Source organism: Mycobacterium lehmannii (assembly GCF_002245535.1).
GTDB classification, from domain to species: Bacteria; Actinomycetota; Actinomycetes; order Mycobacteriales; family Mycobacteriaceae; genus Mycobacterium; species Mycobacterium lehmannii.
The window spans coordinates 207,593-226,602 of record NZ_NKCN01000001.1; the positions used below are offsets into that span (position 1 = coordinate 207,593).

At 67.7% G+C, this 19,010-nt stretch carries 15 protein-coding genes; 12 read left to right on the forward strand and 3 right to left on the reverse strand.

The window, feature by feature from the left end; translation table 11 throughout:
• Positions 1 to 17: 17 nt before the first annotated feature.
• The 4 genes from map (at position 18) to CEX87_RS01075 (ending at position 3,717) form a co-directional block, all read left to right on the forward strand.
• Positions 18 to 878 (forward strand): type I methionyl aminopeptidase, encoded by an 861-nt coding sequence (gene map / locus CEX87_RS01060; RefSeq protein WP_094285646.1) that lies wholly within the window; start codon positions 18 to 20, stop codon positions 876 to 878.
• A 38-nt stretch (positions 879 to 916) separates the two neighbouring features.
• Positions 917 to 2,428, forward strand: a complete 1,512-nt coding sequence (locus CEX87_RS01065; protein ID WP_064394557.1) for a cobyric acid synthase — start codon at positions 917 to 919, stop codon at positions 2,426 to 2,428.
• A complete protein-coding gene (locus CEX87_RS01070; protein WP_094285648.1) occupies positions 2,425 to 3,090 on the forward strand; it encodes a hypothetical protein in 666 nt (221 codons plus the stop codon). The genes CEX87_RS01065 and CEX87_RS01070 overlap by 4 nt, the downstream gene beginning before the upstream one ends.
• A gap of 63 nt (positions 3,091 to 3,153) precedes the next feature.
• Positions 3,154 to 3,717, forward strand: coding sequence for an alpha/beta fold hydrolase (locus tag CEX87_RS01075; protein WP_064394555.1), 564 nt, complete (start codon positions 3,154 to 3,156; stop codon positions 3,715 to 3,717).
• A gap of 1 nt (position 3,718) precedes the next feature.
• Here CEX87_RS01075 and ngg read toward each other — a convergent pair whose 3' ends face one another.
• The 3 genes from ngg to CEX87_RS01090 all read right to left on the reverse strand — a co-directional run bounded on the left by ngg (position 3,719) and on the right by CEX87_RS01090 (position 8,951).
• Positions 3,719 to 5,488 (reverse strand): N-acetylglutaminylglutamine synthetase, encoded by a 1,770-nt coding sequence (ngg, locus tag CEX87_RS01080; protein ID WP_064416940.1) that lies wholly within the window; start codon positions 5,486 to 5,488, stop codon positions 3,719 to 3,721.
• Positions 5,485 to 7,302: an N-acetylglutaminylglutamine amidotransferase gene (locus CEX87_RS01085; RefSeq protein ID WP_094285650.1), complete on the reverse strand. Its 1,818-nt coding sequence runs from the start codon at positions 7,300 to 7,302 to the stop codon at positions 5,485 to 5,487. Before CEX87_RS01085 ends, ngg begins: the two co-directional genes overlap by 4 nt.
• Before the next feature lie 131 nt (positions 7,303 to 7,433).
• Entirely contained in the window at positions 7,434 to 8,951 is a 1,518-nt protein-coding gene (locus CEX87_RS01090; RefSeq protein ID WP_094285652.1) for an amino acid permease, read from the reverse strand.
• 203 nt (positions 8,952 to 9,154) lie between these two features.
• Here CEX87_RS01090 and CEX87_RS01095 point away from each other — a divergent pair, with 203 nt between their 5' ends.
• The 8 genes from CEX87_RS01095 to CEX87_RS01130 all read left to right on the forward strand — a co-directional run bounded on the left by CEX87_RS01095 (position 9,155) and on the right by CEX87_RS01130 (position 18,519).
• A complete protein-coding gene (locus CEX87_RS01095) occupies positions 9,155 to 10,534 on the forward strand; it encodes a glutamine synthetase family protein (RefSeq protein ID WP_064394552.1) in 1,380 nt (459 codons plus the stop codon).
• Entirely contained in the window at positions 10,521 to 11,294 is a 774-nt protein-coding gene (locus CEX87_RS01100; RefSeq protein WP_064394551.1) for a gamma-glutamyl-gamma-aminobutyrate hydrolase family protein, read from the forward strand. Before CEX87_RS01095 ends, CEX87_RS01100 begins: the two co-directional genes overlap by 14 nt.
• A complete protein-coding gene (locus CEX87_RS01105) occupies positions 11,291 to 12,658 on the forward strand; it encodes an aldehyde dehydrogenase family protein (protein ID WP_094285654.1) in 1,368 nt (455 codons plus the stop codon). The genes CEX87_RS01100 and CEX87_RS01105 overlap by 4 nt, the downstream gene beginning before the upstream one ends.
• Positions 12,659 to 13,432 carry a 3-oxoacyl-ACP reductase gene (locus tag CEX87_RS01110; RefSeq protein ID WP_094285656.1) on the forward strand — a complete coding sequence of 258 codons (774 nt, stop codon included), beginning with the start codon at positions 12,659 to 12,661 and terminating at the stop codon, positions 13,430 to 13,432. It abuts the gene before it with no gap.
• Positions 13,433 to 13,434: 2 nt separating this feature from the next.
• Positions 13,435 to 14,184: a FadR/GntR family transcriptional regulator gene (locus tag CEX87_RS01115; RefSeq protein ID WP_094285658.1), complete on the forward strand. Its 750-nt coding sequence runs from the start codon at positions 13,435 to 13,437 to the stop codon at positions 14,182 to 14,184.
• A gap of 124 nt (positions 14,185 to 14,308) precedes the next feature.
• A complete protein-coding gene (locus tag CEX87_RS01120) occupies positions 14,309 to 14,638 on the forward strand; it encodes an ArsR/SmtB family transcription factor (protein ID WP_164673997.1) in 330 nt (109 codons plus the stop codon).
• 119 nt (positions 14,639 to 14,757) lie between these two features.
• Positions 14,758 to 15,612, forward strand: a complete 855-nt coding sequence (locus tag CEX87_RS01125) for a class I SAM-dependent methyltransferase (protein WP_416171880.1) — start codon at positions 14,758 to 14,760, stop codon at positions 15,610 to 15,612.
• Positions 15,613 to 15,687: 75 nt separating this feature from the next.
• On the forward strand, positions 15,688 to 18,519 hold the full coding sequence (locus CEX87_RS01130) for an AfsR/SARP family transcriptional regulator (protein WP_233151237.1): 2,832 nt from the start codon (positions 15,688 to 15,690) through the stop codon (positions 18,517 to 18,519).
• The last annotated feature ends 491 nt before the right edge of the window (positions 18,520 to 19,010 follow it).

The window sequence follows — 19,010 nt, forward strand, 5'->3', positions numbered from 1 at the left end:
TCGTCTACCCTGTTGACATGCCCGTTCGTACCGCCCTCCGCCCCGGCGTGGTTTCCCCGACGCTGCCGGTGCCCGCGTCGATCCCGCGGCCGGAGTACGCCTGGAAGCCGACCGTCGACGAGGGCAGCGAACCGTGGGTGCAGACACCTGAGGTGATCGAGAAGATGCGCGTCGCGGGCAGGATCGCGGCGGGCGCGCTGGCCGAGGCGGGCAAAGCCGTCGCGCCGGGCGTCACGACCGACGAGCTGGACCGCATCGCGCACGAGTTCATGATCGACAACGGCGCCTATCCGTCCACGCTCGGCTACAAGGGATTCCCGAAGTCCTGCTGTACCTCGCTCAACGAGATCATCTGCCACGGCATCCCGGACTCGACGGTCATCGAGGACGGCGACATCGTCAACATCGACGTGACCGCCTACATCGACGGTGTGCACGGCGACACCAACGCGACATTCCTCGCGGGGGACGTCTCCGAGGAACACAGGCTGCTCGTCGAGCGGACGCGGGAAGCGACCATGCGCGCGATCAAGGCCGTCAGACCCGGCCGGCAGCTGTCCGTCGTCGGCAGGGTCATCGAGTCCTATGCGAACCGGTTCGGCTACAACGTGGTTCGCGACTTCACGGGCCACGGCATCGGCACCACGTTTCACAACGGCCTCGTCGTCCTGCACTACGACCAGCCCGCCGTGGAGACGGTGCTGGAACCGGGCATGACGTTCACCATCGAGCCGATGATCAACCTCGGCGGCCTGGACTACGAGATCTGGGACGACGGTTGGACCGTCGCCACCACCGACAAGAAGTGGACCGCGCAGTTCGAGCACACGCTGGTGGTCACCGACGGCGGCGCCGAGATCCTGACAGTCGCCGACTAGGGCGCTCGACTGTGAATCCGACGACGCCCAGACACGAAATGCCGTCGCCTGATTCACAACCGGCGGGCGGCGCACTCCTGGTGGCCGGAACCACCTCGGATGCGGGCAAGTCGATGGTGGTGGCCGGGCTGTGTCGGCTGTTGGCGCGCAAGGGCATTCGCGTCGCACCGTTCAAGGCGCAGAACATGTCGAACAACTCCGCGGTCACCGTCGACGGCGGCGAGATCGGCCGGGCCCAGGCGATGCAGGCCCGCGCCGCCGGCCTATCGCCGCACACGCGGTTCAACCCGATCCTGCTCAAACCCGGCAGCGACCGCACTTCGCAGCTGGTGGTGCGCGGTCGGGTGGTCGACACCGTCAGCGCGCGCGACTATATCGGGCACCGTGAGCACCTTAGAGCGGTGGTCGCCGACGAACTGAAGCAACTCCGGGCCGAATTCGACGCCGTCATCTGCGAGGGTGCCGGTTCCCCTGCCGAAATCAATCTGCGGGCAACCGATCTGGCGAACATGGGGTTGGCCCGTGCGGCGGACCTCCCGGTGATCGTCGTCGGCGACATCGACCGCGGCGGCGTGCTCGCGCACCTGTACGGCACCGTCGCGGTGCTCGAACCCGAGGACCAACGCTTGATCGCCGGCTTCGTGGTCAACAAGTTCCGCGGTGATCCGTCGCTGCTCGACCCCGGTCTGGCGCAACTGCAGCAGCTGTCGGGACGGCCGACCTACGGCGTCATCCCGTATGCCGAGGGTTTGTGGCTGGACACCGAGGACTCGGTCTCGGTGGTGGCCCGTCGCGTGGTCGGTGAACCGCAGCCCCCACGGGGGGAGCAGTGGTTGCGCGTGGCCGCGATCCGGTTGCCGCGGATCTCCAACTCGACCGACGTCGAGGCCCTCGCCTGCGAGCCGGGCGTGCTCGTGCGCTGGGTCGGAGAACCCGCCGATCTCGTCGACATCGACGTTGTCGTCATCCCCGGCAGCAAGGCCACCGTCGCCGACCTCGATTGGCTGCGCCGCAGCGGGCTTGCCGGCGCGCTGAGCGCGCACGCCGCCCGCGGCCTGCCCGTGCTGGGGGTGTGCGGCGGCTTCCAGATGCTGTGCGCGCGCATCGACGATGACGTGGAATCCGGCGCAGGCGTCGTGCCCGGCCTGAACCTGCTCGACGCCGACATCGTCTTCACGCCCGAGAAGACGCTGTTGCGTCACGAAGAACCGTTGTCCGGCTACGAAATTCATCATGGTCAGATCGGTCGCTCGACCGAGGAACAGTGGCTCGGGGTGGGCTTGCGGCGCGGGGCGGTGTACGGCACCCACTGGCACGGTGTGCTCGACAACGACGACGTGCGGCGCTCGTGGCTGGTCGAGGTCGCGCAGGCCGCCGGCCGCAACGGGTTCGTCGTGGCCGACGACGTCGACGTCGGCGCCCGGCGCGACGCGCAACTCGACCTGATGGCCGACCTGCTGACCAGCCACCTCGACGTGGACGCGGTGCTGACCCTGCTCTCCGACGGCGCCCCGGCCCGGCCCGACATCGTGACGGGACTGCGGCGATGATCCGGCGATTCGCCCTGGCGGCCGCCCTGACCGCGGTGACGTTGACCGGTTGCACGCACTCGACCGAGGGCTCGCCGACCTGGCCAGGCGCCCGGCTGGACCGAGCGCTGCTCACCGCGGCCGACTTCCCGCAGGGGGTGCAGTTCGACCACGTCGTCCGCGAACCCGGCGAGGGTGGCGACGGTGCTGGTGCCCCGCCGGCCATGCTGTCCCGACCGGCGGGGTGTTCGGAGGGACTCACCCGGGTGATCGCCGAGACGGGAGAGCGCGGGCCGGGCAGCGCCGCGGAGTACGTCGTGGGCTACGACGGCGCCCGCATCGTGATGACGGTGCTGACATGGCGTTTGGATCTCGACAAGCTGGCGGCCACGGCCGAACGGTGTGCGAACTTCGAGACGTTCTTCGACGAATCCTCGCCGGGCATCCCGATGACGACGACCAGGATGGATCCATCTCGCGCCGACGCGCTCCTCTACGAGCAGACCATGCAACTCGGCGGAGTCGACAGCAGCGTCTACTTCACGTTCGAGAACATCGGGACCATGGCGGTGTACGGCGTCGCATTTCCGACTCCGAACCCGACGATTCCGGTCAAAGCCGCGCTGCCGCAGACCTTTCTGGACATCGCGACCGAGCAGGCCGAGCGCGTCGCCGCACTCTGAATCGCCCCGTTCACTCCCGGCGAAATGACCGCGTCGCACCGTCGACCGCTGTAGCGTGGCCCAATGCCATCCACCACGGTCACCGTCGAGGGGTTCAACGTGCCCGTCGACGTCGCCGGTCCCGAGAAGGGGTCGGTCGTGGTGGTGCTCGGGGCGGGCCATCAGCCGGCCGCCGCCTATGACGCCGTGTGTCAACGGCTGCACACCGCGTCGCTGCGGACCGTCGTCGTGCCTCCCGATCCCCGGCTGACCGCGAAGTCGGTGGTCAGCATCCTCGACGCCCTCGACGTGAAATGGGCGCTGCTGGTGGGGGACCGCGTCGGCGGCGAGCTGGCGTGGGAACTGGCCGCCACCCGGCTCGACCGGTTCATCGGGTTGGTCGTCATCGACCGCGGCCATCCGCGCGTCGCGGACGCCGCGGGCGTGATCCGCGACGAGCACTGCCCGCCGGTGGAGATGAACACCACGGCACTGGTCAGCACCCCCGCGGCGCGCGCCGTCGCCAAGGCCAGCCAGCGCTACGTGTACGGCGACTACCGGATGGTCGACCTGCTCGGCAGGCGCAACGCCGCCGAATCCACCGCGCAGCTGGCCGCCGAGATCGTGATGCGCACCAGCACCTGGTGACTCAGGCGGGCGACTCCTCGGGCGTCCACGCCTGAGGCAGCGCCGGGCTGCCCGGGAACAGAAAGTCGACGAAAGCCTTTGCGGTGGGCTGTGGTTCGTGATTGGCCAGCCCGGGCCGCTCGTTGGCCTCGATGAAGACGTACTCCGGCTCGGTGACATCGGGCACCAGCAGGTCGATCCCCGTGACGGGGATGCCGATCGCGTGGGCGGCCCGGACCCCGACGTCGCACAGGTGGGGGTGAACCTTGGCGGTCACGTCGTGAATGGTGCCGCCCTGATGCAGGTTCGCGGTGCGGCGCACCCGCAGCCGCTCGCCTTCGGGAAGTACATCGTCGAACGACCAACCCGCCTCGGTGACCGTCGACTCGGTGACCGCATCGATCGGGATGCGCGATTCACCGCCCGTGGCCGCCGCCCGGCGCCGGCTCTGCGCCTCGATCAGCTCGCGCACCGTGTGGTGTCCGGTCCCGATGACCTCGGCGGGCTTGCGTAGCGCCGCGGCCACCACCTTGCCGTCGATGACCACCAGCCGAAGATCGTCGCCGGGTGCCCGCTGCTCGATCAGCACGTGCGGATGTTCTTGGCGGGCGCGGGCCAGCGCGGCGTCCAAGTCCTCGGCGCTGCTGATCCCGACGGTGATGCCCTTGCCCTGCTCACCCCGCGTCGGCTTGACCACGACGTCGCCGACCTCCTCGAGAAACTCGTGGTCCCTTTCGTCGAAGGTCGCCAGCCTGCCCTTGGGCACCGCGATGCCGTTCTCGGCCACCAACCGCCGGGTGAGGCGCTTGTCGTCGCAGCGCGCCATCGCGACCGCGGAGGTGAACTCCGACAACGACTCCCGGGTGATGACGGTGCGGCCGCCGTGCGACAGGCGCATCTCACCGGCCTCGGCGTCGAGCACCTCGACCCAGATTCCGCGGCGCATGGCCTCGTCGGCGATGATCCGTGCGTACGGATTGAGGTCCTCGACGGTTTCGGGCGGATGGGTGAACAGCGGTTCGTTGATCGCGTTCTTGCGCTTGACGGCCATCACCGGAACCCGCTCGAAACCGAGCTTCTCGTAGAGCGAGATCGCAGCCGCGTTGTCGTGGCTGACCGACAGATCCATGTAGGCGCGGCCGCGTTCGCGGTAGATCGCGGCCAGCGCCCGGGTGAGCGCCGCGCCGACACCGGGCAGGCTCGTCGCCGGGTCGACAGCCAGCGTCCACAGGCTCGAACCATTCTCCGGATCGGAAAACAGCCGTTTGTGGTCGACACCGGTCACGGTGCCCAGCACGGACCCGTCGTCGTCACGCACCGCGACCAGGTAATCGAGGGCATCCTGAGTCCGGTGGTTGTTCCACAGCACTTCGACGGGTGCGGGCACCATGCCGCAGCGCACGTACACGCGGTTCATCTCGTCGGCGTCGTCGGCGCTCTGCAGCGCACGCACCGAGAACCCGCTCGGCGCCTTGTCGGGCTCGGGATCCTCGGTGAACCGCAGCCGGTAGGTGTGGCTCGGATCGATGAAGAGTTCCGCGGGCGCCATCGACACCAGGACGTGGGGTTCGCGCGCGTAGATGCAGATGTCGCGTCGTCCGGGTCCCTCATGCCTGAGCACTTCGGCCAGCTTGGCGGGGTCGGCGAATGTTTGACCGAAAACCAATCGGCCCCAACCCATCTCGATGACGACATCGTCGGCCATCGCATCGACGAGATGCTGCGGCGACGCGTCGTGCAAGCCGAGGGTGATCGCTTCGGTCTGCTCTGCGTCGGGCCCGAGCGCCGTCATGCCGCGGGTCCGGTGATGCCGTGTCGCTGCAACCACAGCTCGAGCAGCGCCAGTTGCCACAGTTCGTTACCGCGCAGCGGCGTCAGGCGTCCGTTCGGGTCGGCGAGCAACCGGTCGATCGCAGCGGGCCGGAACAGGTCACGTTCCTTGGCCGCGGGCGCGTACAACGCATCGCGCACCATGTCCAGGTACGGACCCTCGAGATGGGTGAGCGCGGGCACCGGGAAATAGCCCTTCGGCCGGTCGATGACGTCGGATGGAATCACCTGGCGCGCGGCCTGCTTCAGCACGCCCTTGCCTTCGTGGGCGATCTTCAGCCCGGGTGGGCAGGTGGCGGCGAGTTCGACGAGTTCATGGTCGAGGAACGGCACGCGACCCTCCAGGCCCCACGCCATCGTCATGTTGTCGACGCGCTTGACCGGGTCGTCGACGAGCATGACGGTGGTGTCCAATCGCAGACCGCGGTCGATGCCGGTCTCGGCGCCCGCCCGCGCGAAGTGCTCGGTGACGAAGTCCAGGCTCGGGTCGCCGTCGACGGCGAACGCCGGCGTCACCAGAGCGTCGTAGCCCGCGCGGTCGCGGTCGAAGAACGCCTTGCGGTAGCTGGCCACCGCCCCGTCGATCGACGCAGCGTCCGGTCCGCCCAGCGGGGGATACCAGTGGTATCCGGCGAACACCTCGTCGGCGCCCTGACCCGACTGCACCACCTTGACGTGCTTGGCCACCTCCTGGCTGAGCAGGTAGAAGGCGACGCAGTCGTGGCTGACCATCGGTTCACTCATGGCGCCGATCGCGCCGTCGAGCGCGGGCAGCATGCGGTCGGTGCCGATGCGGATCTGGTGATGGTCGGTGCCGAAGTGCTCGGCGATGATGTCGGAGTACTTGAATTCGTCGCCGGCCACACCGCCGACCGATTCGAAGCCGATCGAGAACGTCTTGAGTCCGTGCTGTCCCGCCTCGGCGAGAAGGCCGACGATCAGGCTGGAGTCGACGCCGCCCGAGAGCAGGCAGCCGACGGGCACGTCCGCGACAAGGCGTCGCTCCACGGCCACGCGCAACGCGTCGAGAACGGCGTTCTCCCAATCCCGTTCGGACCAGTCGGCCCGGTCGGCCCTACGGGTGAAGTCGGGCTCCCAGTACGTCGTCGTCGTGCGCCGGCCGTCGGGCTCGATCGCCACCAGCGACGCCGGCGGCACCTTGGCCACCCCGCGCAGGATGGTGCGCGGCGCGGGCACCACCGAGTGGAACGTCATGTAGTGGTGCAGCGCGATCGGATCGATGCGGGTGTCCACCGATCCGTCCCTGGCGCCACCGGCCAGCAGTGCGGGCAGCGACGATGCGAACCGGACGCGGGCGGAATTCTCGCTGATATACAGCGGTTTGATGCCGAGTCGGTCGCGACCGAGCAGGACCCGGCCGCTGTCACGCTCGACGATCGCGAACGCGAACATGCCATGGAGGTGGTCGACGAACCGATCGCCCCAGTGGTGATACGCCTTGAGCAGCACCTCGGTGTCGCTGTGCGAGAAGAACCGATAGCCGTGGCCGCTGAGCTCGCGGCGCAGCTGCTTGTAGTTGTAGATGCAGCCGTTCCACGCGATCGCCAACCCCAGCTCGGGGTCGAGCATGGGCTGACCGCCCGCTTCGGAGAGATCGATGATTTTCAGGCGACGGTGACCCAGCGCGACCCTGCCCTGAGACCAGGCGCCCGCCGAGTCCGGGCCCCTCGGTGTCATCGCCTCGGCCATCGCCGAGACAGCTGCTACATCAGGTATCCGGCCGTCGAGACGCACCTCGCCGGTGGCTCCACACACGCCCTCGACAATACCCCTGTTGACGGCAGCGAAACCTGTTACGGGTGTGACGTGGGTTATGTTCGCGCTGGTGGTGGCGTAAAACTGGCGACGCGGGACTCCCCACGGGCAACATGTGGCGCCACGGCGGCTCAGTCGGTGCGGCCCTTGAGGATCTCGTCCTCGATGGTGCCGCCGAGCCCCTCGGCGCTCGGGTCGTAGCCGTGCAGGCCGCCGGTGACGGCGTACTCCTCCTCGGGCGACAGCACCAGGCGGTGCCTGCCGTAGAGGCCGAACACCAGCAGGCCCAGGATGTAAAAGATGACGATCGCGATGACCGCCGGCCGGTAGTCCGGGTTGACGAGGATGCCGACGAATGTCACCGCCGCGATGACCAGCGCGACGACCGCGCCCGAGTTGCCGGTCGGGCTCACCCACGGTCGTCGCGCGTTGGGGAACTTTCGCCGCAGCAGGATGAACGAGACCATCTGTAACCCGTAGGCCAGCACCGCACCCCACACCGCGATGTTGAGGACCACCGCACCGGCGCCCTCGTTGTAGTTGACGATGAGCAGCGCCAGGAATCCGATGACCGCGCCCGCCAGCAGCGCGACGTACGGTGTCTGCCGAGAACCGGTCAGCGACAACGTCTTCGGGTAGTAGCCGGCGCGGCTCAGCGAGTACATATTGCGGCCGTAGGCGTACATGATGCCCTGCAGGCTGGCCAGCAGGCCGATCAGCGCGAACGCCGACAACACCGCGGCGAGGTTGGCGGGTAGGAAGGCGCGGAAGCCGTCGAGCAGCGGTTCGTCCGAACTGCCCAGGGCCTCGGACCCGGTCACCGCCGGGTTGAGGAAGAACACGATCGCGCCGCAGCCGATCAGCGAGAGCAATCCCCAGATGCCGGCGCGTGGAATGTCGCGGGCAGGGTCGTGCGCCTCCTCGGCCGCCAGCGGGAGTTCCTCGATGCCCAGGAAGAACCACATCGCGAACGGCATCGCGTACAGGATCGCCACCCAGCCGAACGGCAGGAACGTCGACGAACCGGCGGCGGCCGGATCGGACGCGATATCGAAGAGCTTGCTGAAGTCCACGGCGCCGTTGGCGATGGCCAGGATGCCGAACAACACCAGGATGCCGATGGACAGGATCGCGACGACGAGGGCGAACTTGAACGAGATCTCCGCACCCCACGAGTTCAGCCCGACGAAGAGCGCATACAGGATGACCCACCACACCCACATCGGCAGGGAGAGGTTGAACAGGTCGGTTGTGACGGCGTTGGCATAGGAGGCCGAGAAGTAGACGATCACCGCGGTGGTGAACACGTACTCGATGGTCTCGGCGAACCCGGTGACAAAGCCGCCCCAGGGTCCCATCGCGGCGCGCGCGAATGAGTACGCGCCGCCGGTATGCGGCATGGCCGCCGACATCTCCCCGATCGAGAAGAGCATGCCGAAGTACATGATCACGATGACGACCGAAGCGATCGCCAAGCCGCCCCATCCGGCCGCGCCGATGCCGAAGTTCCAGCCGGAGAAGTCGCCGGAGATGACCGCGGCGACACCGATGCCCCACAGGCCCCAGAAGCCTGCGGTGCGTTTGAGTTGCCGCTTCTCGAAGTAGCCCTCGCCCGCTTGGCTGTACGTGACCCCGCCCGAGCGCTTCATCTTGTCCCCTGCCTGATCTTGGGCCACGTGGTCGCTCCGTTCTTGCGGTTATGGGGCATTGGGAGAATAAACTTGCAAAGGTCTGGTGTCCTACCTTTGGAAGTGACTTCTCTGTAAAAGCCTTGGGCGAACGCCGGAGCGAGCCGCATCCAATGGTTGACCACCCGCAATCTCGCGCTGTCGAAGGAAAGGCCCCACCACGGATGAGCGTCACATCGGGCATGTTGTCGCAGGCCGACCTCGAGCGCATGGTCGCCGACGGCGAGATCGACACGGTGATCGTCGGGTTCTGCGATATGCAGGGCAGGCTCACCGGGAAGCGGGTGTCGGCCCGGCTGTTCGTCGAGGAGGTCGCCGAACACGGCGCAGAGTGCTGCAACTATCTGCTGGCGGTCGACGTCGACATGAACACCGTTGACGGCTATGCGATGTCGAGTTGGGAGACCGGCTACGGGGACATGGTGATGACGCCGGACTTCTCGACGCTGAGGCTGATCCCGTGGCTGCCCGGCACCGCGATGGTGATGGCCGACCTGGGTTGGCACGACGGCAGCCCGGTTGAGCAGGCCCCGAGGAGCATCCTCAACCGTCAGATCGACCGGCTCTCCGAACGCGGTCTGGTGCCCTACGTCGGGACCGAACTCGAGTTCATGGTGTTCGACGACGGCTTCCGCGAGGCGTGGGCCAAGGGTTATCGCGGATTGACGGCGGCCTCGGACTACAACGTCGACTACGCGATGCTCGGCTCGACGCGGATGGAGCCGCTGCTGCGCGATATCCGGCTCGGCATGACCGGCGCGGGCATGTACTGCGAGGGCGTCAAGGGGGAGTGCAATCTCGGCCAGCAGGAGATCGCATTCCGCTTCGACCATGCCCGGGTCACCTGTGACAACCACACGATCTACAAGAACGGCGCCAAGGAGATCGCCGACCAGCACGGCAAGAGCCTGACGTTCATGGCGAAATTCGATGAACGCGAAGGCAACAGCTGCCATGTCCACATCTCGCTGCGAGGCGACGATGGCAGTCCAGATGGCACAGCGGTGTTCGCCGACGACACCGACCCGCTCGGAATGTCGCCGATGTTCCGCAGCTTCGTGGCCGGACAGCTGGCCACCTTGCGGGAGCTGACGCTGTTCTACGCGCCGAACATCAACTCCTACAAGCGTTTCGTCGACGCGAGTTTCGCCCCGACCGCGATCGCGTGGGGTCTGGACAACCGGACCTGCGCGCTGCGCGTCGTCGGCCACGGCCACGGCATGCGGATGGAGAACCGGGCCCCCGGCGGTGACGTCAACCAGTACCTCGCGGTCTCGGCGTTGATCGCCGGCGGCCTGTATGGCATCGAACGCGAACTCGAGTTGCCCGAGCCGATGGAGGGTAACGCCTACACCAGTGGCGTCGAACGGCTTCCGACCACCCTCACCGAGGCCGCGGCGCTGTTCGAGAAGTCCGAGGTGGCCCGTGAGGCGTTCGGTGACGAGGTGGTCGAGCACTACCTCAACAACGCCCGCGTCGAATTGGACGCGTTCAACGCCGCCGTCACGGACTGGGAAAGGATCCGCGGTTTTGAGCGGCTCTAGTGTTTCGGCAGGCGGGCAGAAGCGCAGACCCGTGCTCGGGCTGACCACCTACCTGCAGCAGGCACAGACCGGGGTGTGGGATGTGCGGGCGAGCTTTCTGCCCGCGATCTACTTCGAGGGTGTCGAACTGGCCGGCGGAATCTCCGTTCTGCTTCCGCCGCAACCTGTCGACGACCACATCGCCGACCGGGTGCTCGACGGGCTCGACGGCGTGATCATCACCGGTGGACGCGACGTCGTGCCCGCGCACTACGGCCAGCAACCGCACCCGGCTACCGACGCCGACGTCGAAGACAACCGGCGCCGTGACCAGTTCGAGTTTGCGCTGGTGCGCGGCGCGCTGCGGCGCGGCATGCCGGTGCTGGGCATCTGCCGCGGCGCCCAAGTGCTCAACGTCGCGATGGGCGGCACACTGCACCAGCACCTGCCCGACGTCATCGGGCACAACCGCCATCAGCAGGGCAACGCCGTGTTCACCACGTCGACCATCCGCACCGTTGCGGGCACCCGGTTGGCCGAGCTCATCGGCGGGTCGTCGGACGCGCAGTGCTACCACCACCAGGCCATCGACCGACTCGGCGACGGTCTGGTGATCAGCGCGCAGGACGACGATGGGGTCATCGAGGCGGTCGAACTATCAGGTGAGCATTTCGTGCTGGCGGTGCAGTGGCATCCCGAAGAGCGCCTCGACGACCTGCGGCTGTTCGCCGCCGTCGTCGAAGCGGCGGACGCATACGCAACAGAAAGGGCGAGCGCTTGAGCACATCCGACGTGATCAACCCGGCGACCGAGGAGCTGCTGCGTACCGTCGAGCAGACCGACGAGGCCGCGGTCGACGATGCGGTGGCCCGGGCGAAAGCGGCACAACGGGATTGGGCGCGGCAGGGGCCCGCCGAACGGGCGGCGGCGTTGCGCGCATTCGCGGCGACCGTCGACGCGCACGTCGACGAGCTGGCGGCGCTGGAAGTCGCCAACTCCGGGCACCCCATCGGTAACGCCGAGTGGGAGGCCGGCCACGTCCGCGACGTGCTGCAGTTCTACGCCGCCACACCGGAACGCTTGTCCGGCAAGCAGATTCCGGTCGCGGGCGGTATCGACGTGACGTTCAACGAGCCGCTCGGTGTGGTCGGTGTCATCACGCCGTGGAACTTCCCGATGACGATCGCCTCGTGGGGTTTCGCGCCTGCGCTCGCCGCGGGCAACGCGGTGCTCATCAAACCCGCTGAGTGGACGCCGCTCACCACGATCCGCCTGGGGGAGTTGGCCGTCGAGGCGGGAATCCCCGCCGACCTGTTCCGTGTGCTGCCCGGTAAGGGGTCGGTGGTGGGGGAGCGTTTCGTCTCGCACCCCGATGTGCGCAAGGTGGTGTTCACCGGTTCCACCGAGGTCGGCACTCGCGTCATGGCGGGCGCGGCCAAACAGGTCAAACGCGTGACCCTCGAACTGGGCGGCAAGAGCGCCAACATCGTCTTCGACGACTGTGATCTGGAGCAGGCGGCGGCCACCGCGCCGTACGGGGTATTCGACAACGCGGGCCAGGACTGCTGTGCGCGTAGTCGAATATTGGTGCAGCGCAACGTCTACGACCGCTTCATGGAACTGTTCGAGCCCGCGGTCAAGGGTGTGGTGGTCGGCGACCCGCGCGCCAAGGACACCGAGATGGGCCCGCTGGTGTCGAAGGGGCACTGGACCACCGTCGCCTCGTTCGTGCCCGACGACGCGCCCGTTGCGTTCCGCGGCTCGGCTCCCTCAGGCCTGGGGTACTGGTTCCCGCCGACGGTGTTGACGCCGCAGCGCACCGACCGCACGGTGCGCGAGGAGATCTTCGGCCCGGTGGTCACCGTGCTGCCGTTCGACGACGAGGCCGACGCGATCGCACTGGCCAACGACACCCCTTACGGGTTGTCCGGGTCGATCTGGACGGAGAACCTGTCGCGGGCGGTGCGGGTGTCGCGGGCGGTGGAGGCGGGCAACCTGTCGGTCAACTCACATTCGTCGGTGCGGTACAACACGCCGTTCGGTGGCTTCAAACAGTCCGGCCTCGGACGCGAACTCGGCCCTGACGCGCCGCTGTCGTTCACCGAAACCAAGAACGTGTTCATCGCCGTGCAGGAGGCACCCTAGATGGATCTGACGCAACGACTGGCGGGCAAGGTCGCCGTCATCACCGGTGGCGCCAGCGGCATCGGCCTGGCAAGCGCCAAGCGGATGCAGGCCGAGGGCGCGACCGTCGTCATCGGCGACATCGACCCGGCGGCCGGAAAGACCGCCGCCGACGATCTGAACGGCACCTTCATCCAGGTGGACGTCTCCGACCAGGTCGCGGTGGACAAGTTGTTCGACACCGCCGCCGAGACACACGGATCGGTCGACATCGCGTTCAACAACGCGGGCATCAGCCCACCTGAGGACGGTCTCATCGAGGACACCGGCGTCGACGCCTGGCAGCGGGTTCAGGACGTCAACCTCAAGTCGGTGTTCTTCTGCTGTAAGGCGGCGCTGCGGCACATGGTTCCGCAGCAGAAGGGGTCGATCATCAACACCGCGTCGTTCGTCGCGGTGGTCGGCTCGGCGACGTCGCAGATTTCTTACACCGCATCGAAGGGCGGGGTGCTGACCATGTCGCGTGAACTCGGTGTGCAGTACGCGCGGCAGGGGATTCGCGTCAACGCGCTGTGTCCCGGGCCGGTCAACACGCCGCTGCTGCGGGAGTTGTTCGCCAAGGATCCGGAGCGCGCGGCACGGCGGTTGGTGCATGTGCCGGTGGGCCGCTTCGCCGAACCGGAGGAACTCGCCGCCGCGGTCGCGTTTTTGGCCAGCGACGACGCGTCGTTCATCACCGCGTCGAGCTTCCTGGTCGACGGCGGTATCGGCGGCCACTACGTCACCCCGCTGTAGCCATGTCGGCCGACTCGGACGTACCAATGGCGCACGCGGGGTTCACCGCGTTGGCGGCCGCCGAGGCGCTGCTGCGTCCGGTGCGTGGGGGTAACGCCTTCGAGGACACCGTCGCCCGGCTCCTGCAGACCATCCGGCTCGGTGTGCTGGCACCCGGCGAATGCCTGCCGCCCGAACGGGAACTCGCCTCGCGTCTCGGCGTCAGCCGCGACACCGTGCGCGAGGCGATCAAGTCGCTGTCCGATGCGGGTTATCTGGTATCTCGGCGCGGACGGTACGGAGGGACGTTTCTCGCCGACGAACTGCCGCGACCGATTACCCGAACCGACGCCGTGACGCGCGCGGAGATCGACGACACACTGCGCCTGCGGGAGATCCTCGAAGTCGGCGCCGCGCGCATGGCGGCCAGCCGCACGTTGAGCGAATCGGAGCGCGAACAACTGTGGGCCCGGATGACCGACGTCCGCACCGCCGCCCCCGACGACTACCGCCGGCTCGACTCGCGCCTGCACCTGGCGATCGCCGAGGCCGCCGGATCGCCGTCGCTGGTCCCGCTGCTGGCCGAGAACAGGATGCGGCTCAACGCCCTGCTCGACCAGATCCCGCTGCTGCCACGCAACATCGCCCACTCCGACGAGCAGCACGAGGCGATCGTGCTCGCGATCGTCGCAGGCGACGGCGACCGAGCGGGCTCAGCGATGCGGGCCCACGTCGAGGGGTCGGCCGCGCTGCTGCACGGCTTCCTCGACTGACGCCACGCACCGTACCCCCAGCACCGCGAGTGTGCGTGTCGGCACACGACACGCCGCCGATTTCTCGACATCCGCGCACGCTCATGCGCCCGCGAGCGTGCACATCGGCGCTACATTGAGTCCCGTGAACGAGCCAGTCGGCCAGGTGGACGTCGAACGCGCCGCGTCGGCGCTGGCCGACGTCGACACCGCGAGCTGGACGCAGCGATTCGACCTGCTGTCGGACCCGCATCGGCTGGAGATCCTGCTCACGCTGCATCGAGTGCCGGGGATTCGTGTGGGAGACCTCGCAGCGGCGCTGGGCCGCTCGGAAAACGCCGTCTCCCAAGCGCTTCGCGTGTTGCGCCAGCAGGGCTGGGTCAGCGCCACGCGGGTGGGACGGGCCGTCAGCTACCGCCTCGACGACGAGATCGTGCACGACCTGCTGCACTGGATCGGCGCCCGGCACGGCTGACGCCTGACCAGGGCATTTCACGATTCCCGAATCGTCGTTTCACAACCTCGACCGATCGTCGGAACCGTCAGATGAACATGCTCGGCGGACGACGGGCAGAGAGACCGAGGCGCATGACCATGAAGAACACCCTCGAAAACACGACCGAACACGACGCGGACCGCGCGCTGAAGGCCAAACACCGCGCGCTGTGGGCATCGGGTGACTACCCGGCCGTCGCCGCCGAACTGATTCCCCAGCTGGGGCCCGAACTGGTGCGGGCCTGTGGTGTCCGCGCGGGCGACCGCGTGCTCGACGTCGCCGCGGGCTCCGGTAACGCGGCCATCCCGGCCGCCACCGTGGGTGCGGCCGTGACGGCGAGCGACCTCACACCGGAGTTGTTCACGGCGGGGCGCGCGATCGCTGGCCAGCATGGAGTCCAGATCGAATGGGTCGAAGCGGACGCCGAAGCGATGCCGTTCGCCGACAACAGCTTTGACGTCGTGATGTCGTGTGTCGGGGTGATGTTCGCACCACACCACCAAGCCGCCGCCGATGAGCTGGTGCGGGTGTGCCGCCCCGGCGGAACCATCGGAATGATCAACTGGACTCCCGAGGGGTTCATCGGCAACTTGTTCAAGACGATGAAGCCCTACGCGCCGCCGCCACCGCCCGGTGCGAGCCCCGCGCCGCTGTGGGGGAGCGAAGCGCATGTGCAGTCACTGTTCGCCGACCGGGTGACGGATCTGCGGATGCAGCGGCGAACCGTGCGCATGGATCGCTGCGCGAGCCCGCTCGAGTTCAGGGAGTACTGGAAGCGTAACTACGGGCCGACGATCGCCACTTATGCGTTCAACGCCGGTGAGCCACAGCGGATCGCCGACCTCGACCGTGACTTCCTACAGTTCCTCACCGACTGGCCCCGCTCGGCGGCCACCGCGTACGACGCCGAGTATTTGCTGGTCACTGCCACGAAGGCGGCACCGGGGCATTGAGTCTCCGATTCTTTGTACTTGACGAATAGCCCGGACACCCGCTGCGGCCTGGTGAAAGCTGTGACCGTGACGGTGATGCTCCGGCTGCTCGGCGACATCGGGGCCGACATCGACGGTGAACGCGTCGACGTCGGGCACGCGCGCCAGCGTGCGGTTCTCGTCGCGATGCTGATCGACCTCAACCGCCCCGTACCGTCCGACCAGCTGATCTATCGTGTGTGGGCCGACGAGCCGCCCTACCGCGCTCGTAACGCCCTGGCCGCCTATGTGTCTCGGTTGCGGGCGGCTATCGGGCACAGCGGAGGCGTCGACATCAAGCGGGAGTCCGGCGGTTACATCCTGCTGGCCGACCCGATGACCGTCGACCTGTACCGCTTCCGCCACCTCGCCAACCAGGCGCGCGCCGCCGTGGATCCCGTCGAAGCCGACGACCTGTTCGCCCGAGCGCTGCAGCTGTGGCGTGGCAGCCCGTTCGTCATGCTGGACACTCCGTGGCTGAACGAGGTCAGATACGCCTTGCACGCCGAACGACTGGCTGTGGCACTGGATCGCAACGACGCCGCACTGCGGGCCGGCCGGCACGCCGAGTTGCTTCCCGAACTGACCACCATGCTCGGCGAGCATCCGCTGGACGAGCGGTTGGCCGCGCAGCTGATGCTGGCGCAGTATCGGTGTGGCCGTCAGGCCGACGCCCTCGAGACGTTCCGCGCGATGCGTCAACGGCTCGTCGACGAGCTGGGCGCGGATCCGAGTCCGGCGCTGCGACAGGTGCACATGCAGCTCCTGGAGGGCGACTCCGAATGTGTGGTTCCCGGCGGACCTCTCGCGGCCGCCAGCGCGCGGCCGCGGATGAACCTGCCGCGGCGAAGCACAAGTTTCATTGGCCGTGACGACGAGGTCGCTCACGTCGTCGATGTGCTGGGTGAACGGTCGCTGGTGACGTTGACCGGGGTCGGCGGCGTGGGCAAGACCCGCTTGGCCCTCGAGGTCGCAGCCAGAGCCGGAGAACGCTTCTCCGACGGCGTCACGCTGGTCGAGCTCGCGCCTCTGGACGACGGTGCTGCTGTCGGCCACACCGCGGCGGCCGCGCTTGGCTTGCAGCAACGTCATGGGCTGGGCATCGAGGAAACAGTGACCGACTACCTCCGAACGAAAAACCTGCTGCTGGTCCTGGACAACTGCGAACACCTGCTCGACGCGGCGGCGACGCTGACCCACTCGATCGTCGGCAACTGCCCCGACGTCGTGGTACTGGCCACCAGTCGAGAAGCGATCGGCGTTGACGGCGAACACATCTGGCCGGTGTCACCGCTGCCGCTCGGCGAGGCCACCCGGTTGTTCGCCGACCGCGCCAAGGCCAGCCGGCCCGATTTCGCTTTGGAGCACGAGCCCGTCGGCGCCGTCGCCGAAATCTGTCGTCGCGTCGACGGTCTGCCATTGGCGATCGAACTGGCGGCCGCCCGGATGCGCGCCATGAGCAGCCTCGACGTCGCGCGCCGGCTGGACGGACTGCGGGTCCTCAGTGGCGGCGCGCGCGGCAGCCCTCGTCAACAGAGCCTCGTCGCGACCATCGACTGGTCCTACCAACTGCTGACCGATGCCGAACAGCAACTGTTCATCAAATTGTCGGTGTTCGCGGGTGGTTTCGATCTCGAAGCCGCGCATGTGGTCTGCGGCGTGGGCGACGAAGACGACACGCTCGACTCGCTCACCGGACTCATCGAAAAATCGATGGTGACACGGCACACCGTCATCGATCGAACGCGATACACGGTTCTCGAGATGCTTCGCGCATACGGCCGGGACCGTCTGCTAGACAACGGCATCGACAAATCGGTGGCATCGCGGCACGCCGAGTACTTCACCGCGCTGGCCGAAAGTGCGGCCGCCGGTATGCACGGCCCTGACGAGCGGATGTGGGTGGACAGGATGCTGCCCGACTACGACAACCTGCGAGTGGCGTTCGAGCACGCGCTGTCCGATGAGGACGTCGACACCGCGCTGCGGTTGGTGACCTCACTACCCGAAGTCGTCCACTTACGACACAGCTACGAGTCGGCAGGCTGGGCCGAGCGCGCCGTCGAAGTGGCCGACCCCGCTCACCCGCTCTACACCGCGGCCGTCGGCTTCGCGGCGCGGGGGGCCTGGAACAGGGGCGAATTCGACACGGCCCGCTCTCTCGCGAAGCTCGCGCAGGGGCGCGCTCCCGCCCGCGGCACCGCCCGCGTCGCCTATCCCGGTGATGTGCTCGCCGATGTCGCGCTCTACGAGGGCGACGCCGCCGCCGCTCTGCGGCATTACGAGGCGGAGGCGAAGCGGGCCAGCAGCGATGCCGACCCGATTCGTCTGGTGTGGACGCTCTTCTACATCTCGATATGCCATGCCGCACTGCGCGTGCCGATGGACGGCGTGGCCGCGGCCGAGGAGGCGGTGCGTGTCGCGGACGAGACGCGCAACGCGACCGCGCAGTCGATGGGCCGCTACGCGCTCGGTCTGGTGCTCAAGAAATCCGAGCCCGATCGCGCGCTGCAGTTGTTCGACGACGCCGCAGCATTGGCCGCGTCGGTGCGCAACCTGTGGTGGTACGGCATCGCGCTGATGGAGGCCGCGTCTACCCGGGCCGTTCACGGTGAACCTGGCGAGGCCGCAACAGTTTTGGTCGACGTCCTCGACCATTGGGGCCGGGTCGGTGACTGGAGCCAGCAGTGGCTCAACCTGCGCTACGTGACTCGCTTCCTCGCCCGCATCGGGGCCGAGGACGACGCGCGCGCGCTTCACCACGCGCTGACGGTAGCCGGCAAGGAGTCACCGCTCGGCGACGTTCGCATCGAACCCGGTCACCGTTGTCTGTCCGGCGCCGAGGCGGTCGAACTCGCCAGGGCGTCCCTCCTGCGCTTCCGCCGATAGCCGCTTGACCAGGGCTTTTCACGATACGTCAACGAAGACCGAAACCGCCCGCGCGACGGTGACGACGTAACAGTTCGCGGGAGCAGCCGCGGGCGACATGCGAAGGAGAACACCATGGGAACGATGCTCAACCGGGCGATCGCCGCCGGATTGCTGTCCGCGGCCCTCGCGACGCCGGCAGTCGCCGGTCTCACCACAGGTACTGCCGCAGCTAAGCCGAGAGTAGGGCAATTGCGCAGCGATCGCCGCGTCGGCCGATAGCGCCATTCATGCAGCCAATGTGGCACGCCAGCAGGGTGACAAGAAGGCGGAAAAGGATTGGACTCATATTGCCAATCGCACGCTGGACAACTACCACAGGCTCTGCCTCAGCTGAGGCGACGACCGGGCGGGCCACGATGCCCGCCCGGTCCCGCCGAAGGGCTGAGCTCGCGTGAACATGTGTTCAGCTAGACAGGTGTTCGCCCGGAGTTCTAGAGTCGCCTGGTGAC

Excerpts from the sequence above, each read along its gene's own strand:
- CEX87_RS01090 (WP_094285652.1), bottom strand. The coding sequence starts at position 8,951 with ATGAAGCGCTCGGGCGGGGTCACGTACAGCCAAGCGGGCGAGGGCTAC.
- CEX87_RS01070 (WP_094285648.1), top strand. The coding sequence starts at position 2,425 with ATGATCCGGCGATTCGCCCTGGCGGCCGCCCTGACCGCGGTGACGTTG.
- CEX87_RS01130 (WP_233151237.1), top strand. The coding sequence starts at position 15,688 with ATGCTCCGGCTGCTCGGCGACATCGGGGCCGACATCGACGGTGAACGC.
- CEX87_RS01065 (WP_064394557.1), top strand. The coding sequence starts at position 917 with ATGCCGTCGCCTGATTCACAACCGGCGGGCGGCGCACTCCTGGTGGCC.
- CEX87_RS01095 (WP_064394552.1), top strand. The coding sequence starts at position 9,155 with ATGAGCGTCACATCGGGCATGTTGTCGCAGGCCGACCTCGAGCGCATG.
- CEX87_RS01115 (WP_094285658.1), top strand. The coding sequence starts at position 13,435 with ATGTCGGCCGACTCGGACGTACCAATGGCGCACGCGGGGTTCACCGCG.
- CEX87_RS01075 (WP_064394555.1), top strand. The coding sequence starts at position 3,154 with ATGCCATCCACCACGGTCACCGTCGAGGGGTTCAACGTGCCCGTCGAC.
- CEX87_RS01110 (WP_094285656.1), top strand. The coding sequence starts at position 12,659 with ATGGATCTGACGCAACGACTGGCGGGCAAGGTCGCCGTCATCACCGGT.
- ngg (WP_064416940.1), bottom strand. The coding sequence starts at position 5,488 with ATGACGGCGCTCGGGCCCGACGCAGAGCAGACCGAAGCGATCACCCTC.
- map (WP_094285646.1), top strand. The coding sequence starts at position 18 with ATGCCCGTTCGTACCGCCCTCCGCCCCGGCGTGGTTTCCCCGACGCTG.
- CEX87_RS01125 (WP_416171880.1), top strand. The coding sequence starts at position 14,758 with ATGAAGAACACCCTCGAAAACACGACCGAACACGACGCGGACCGCGCG.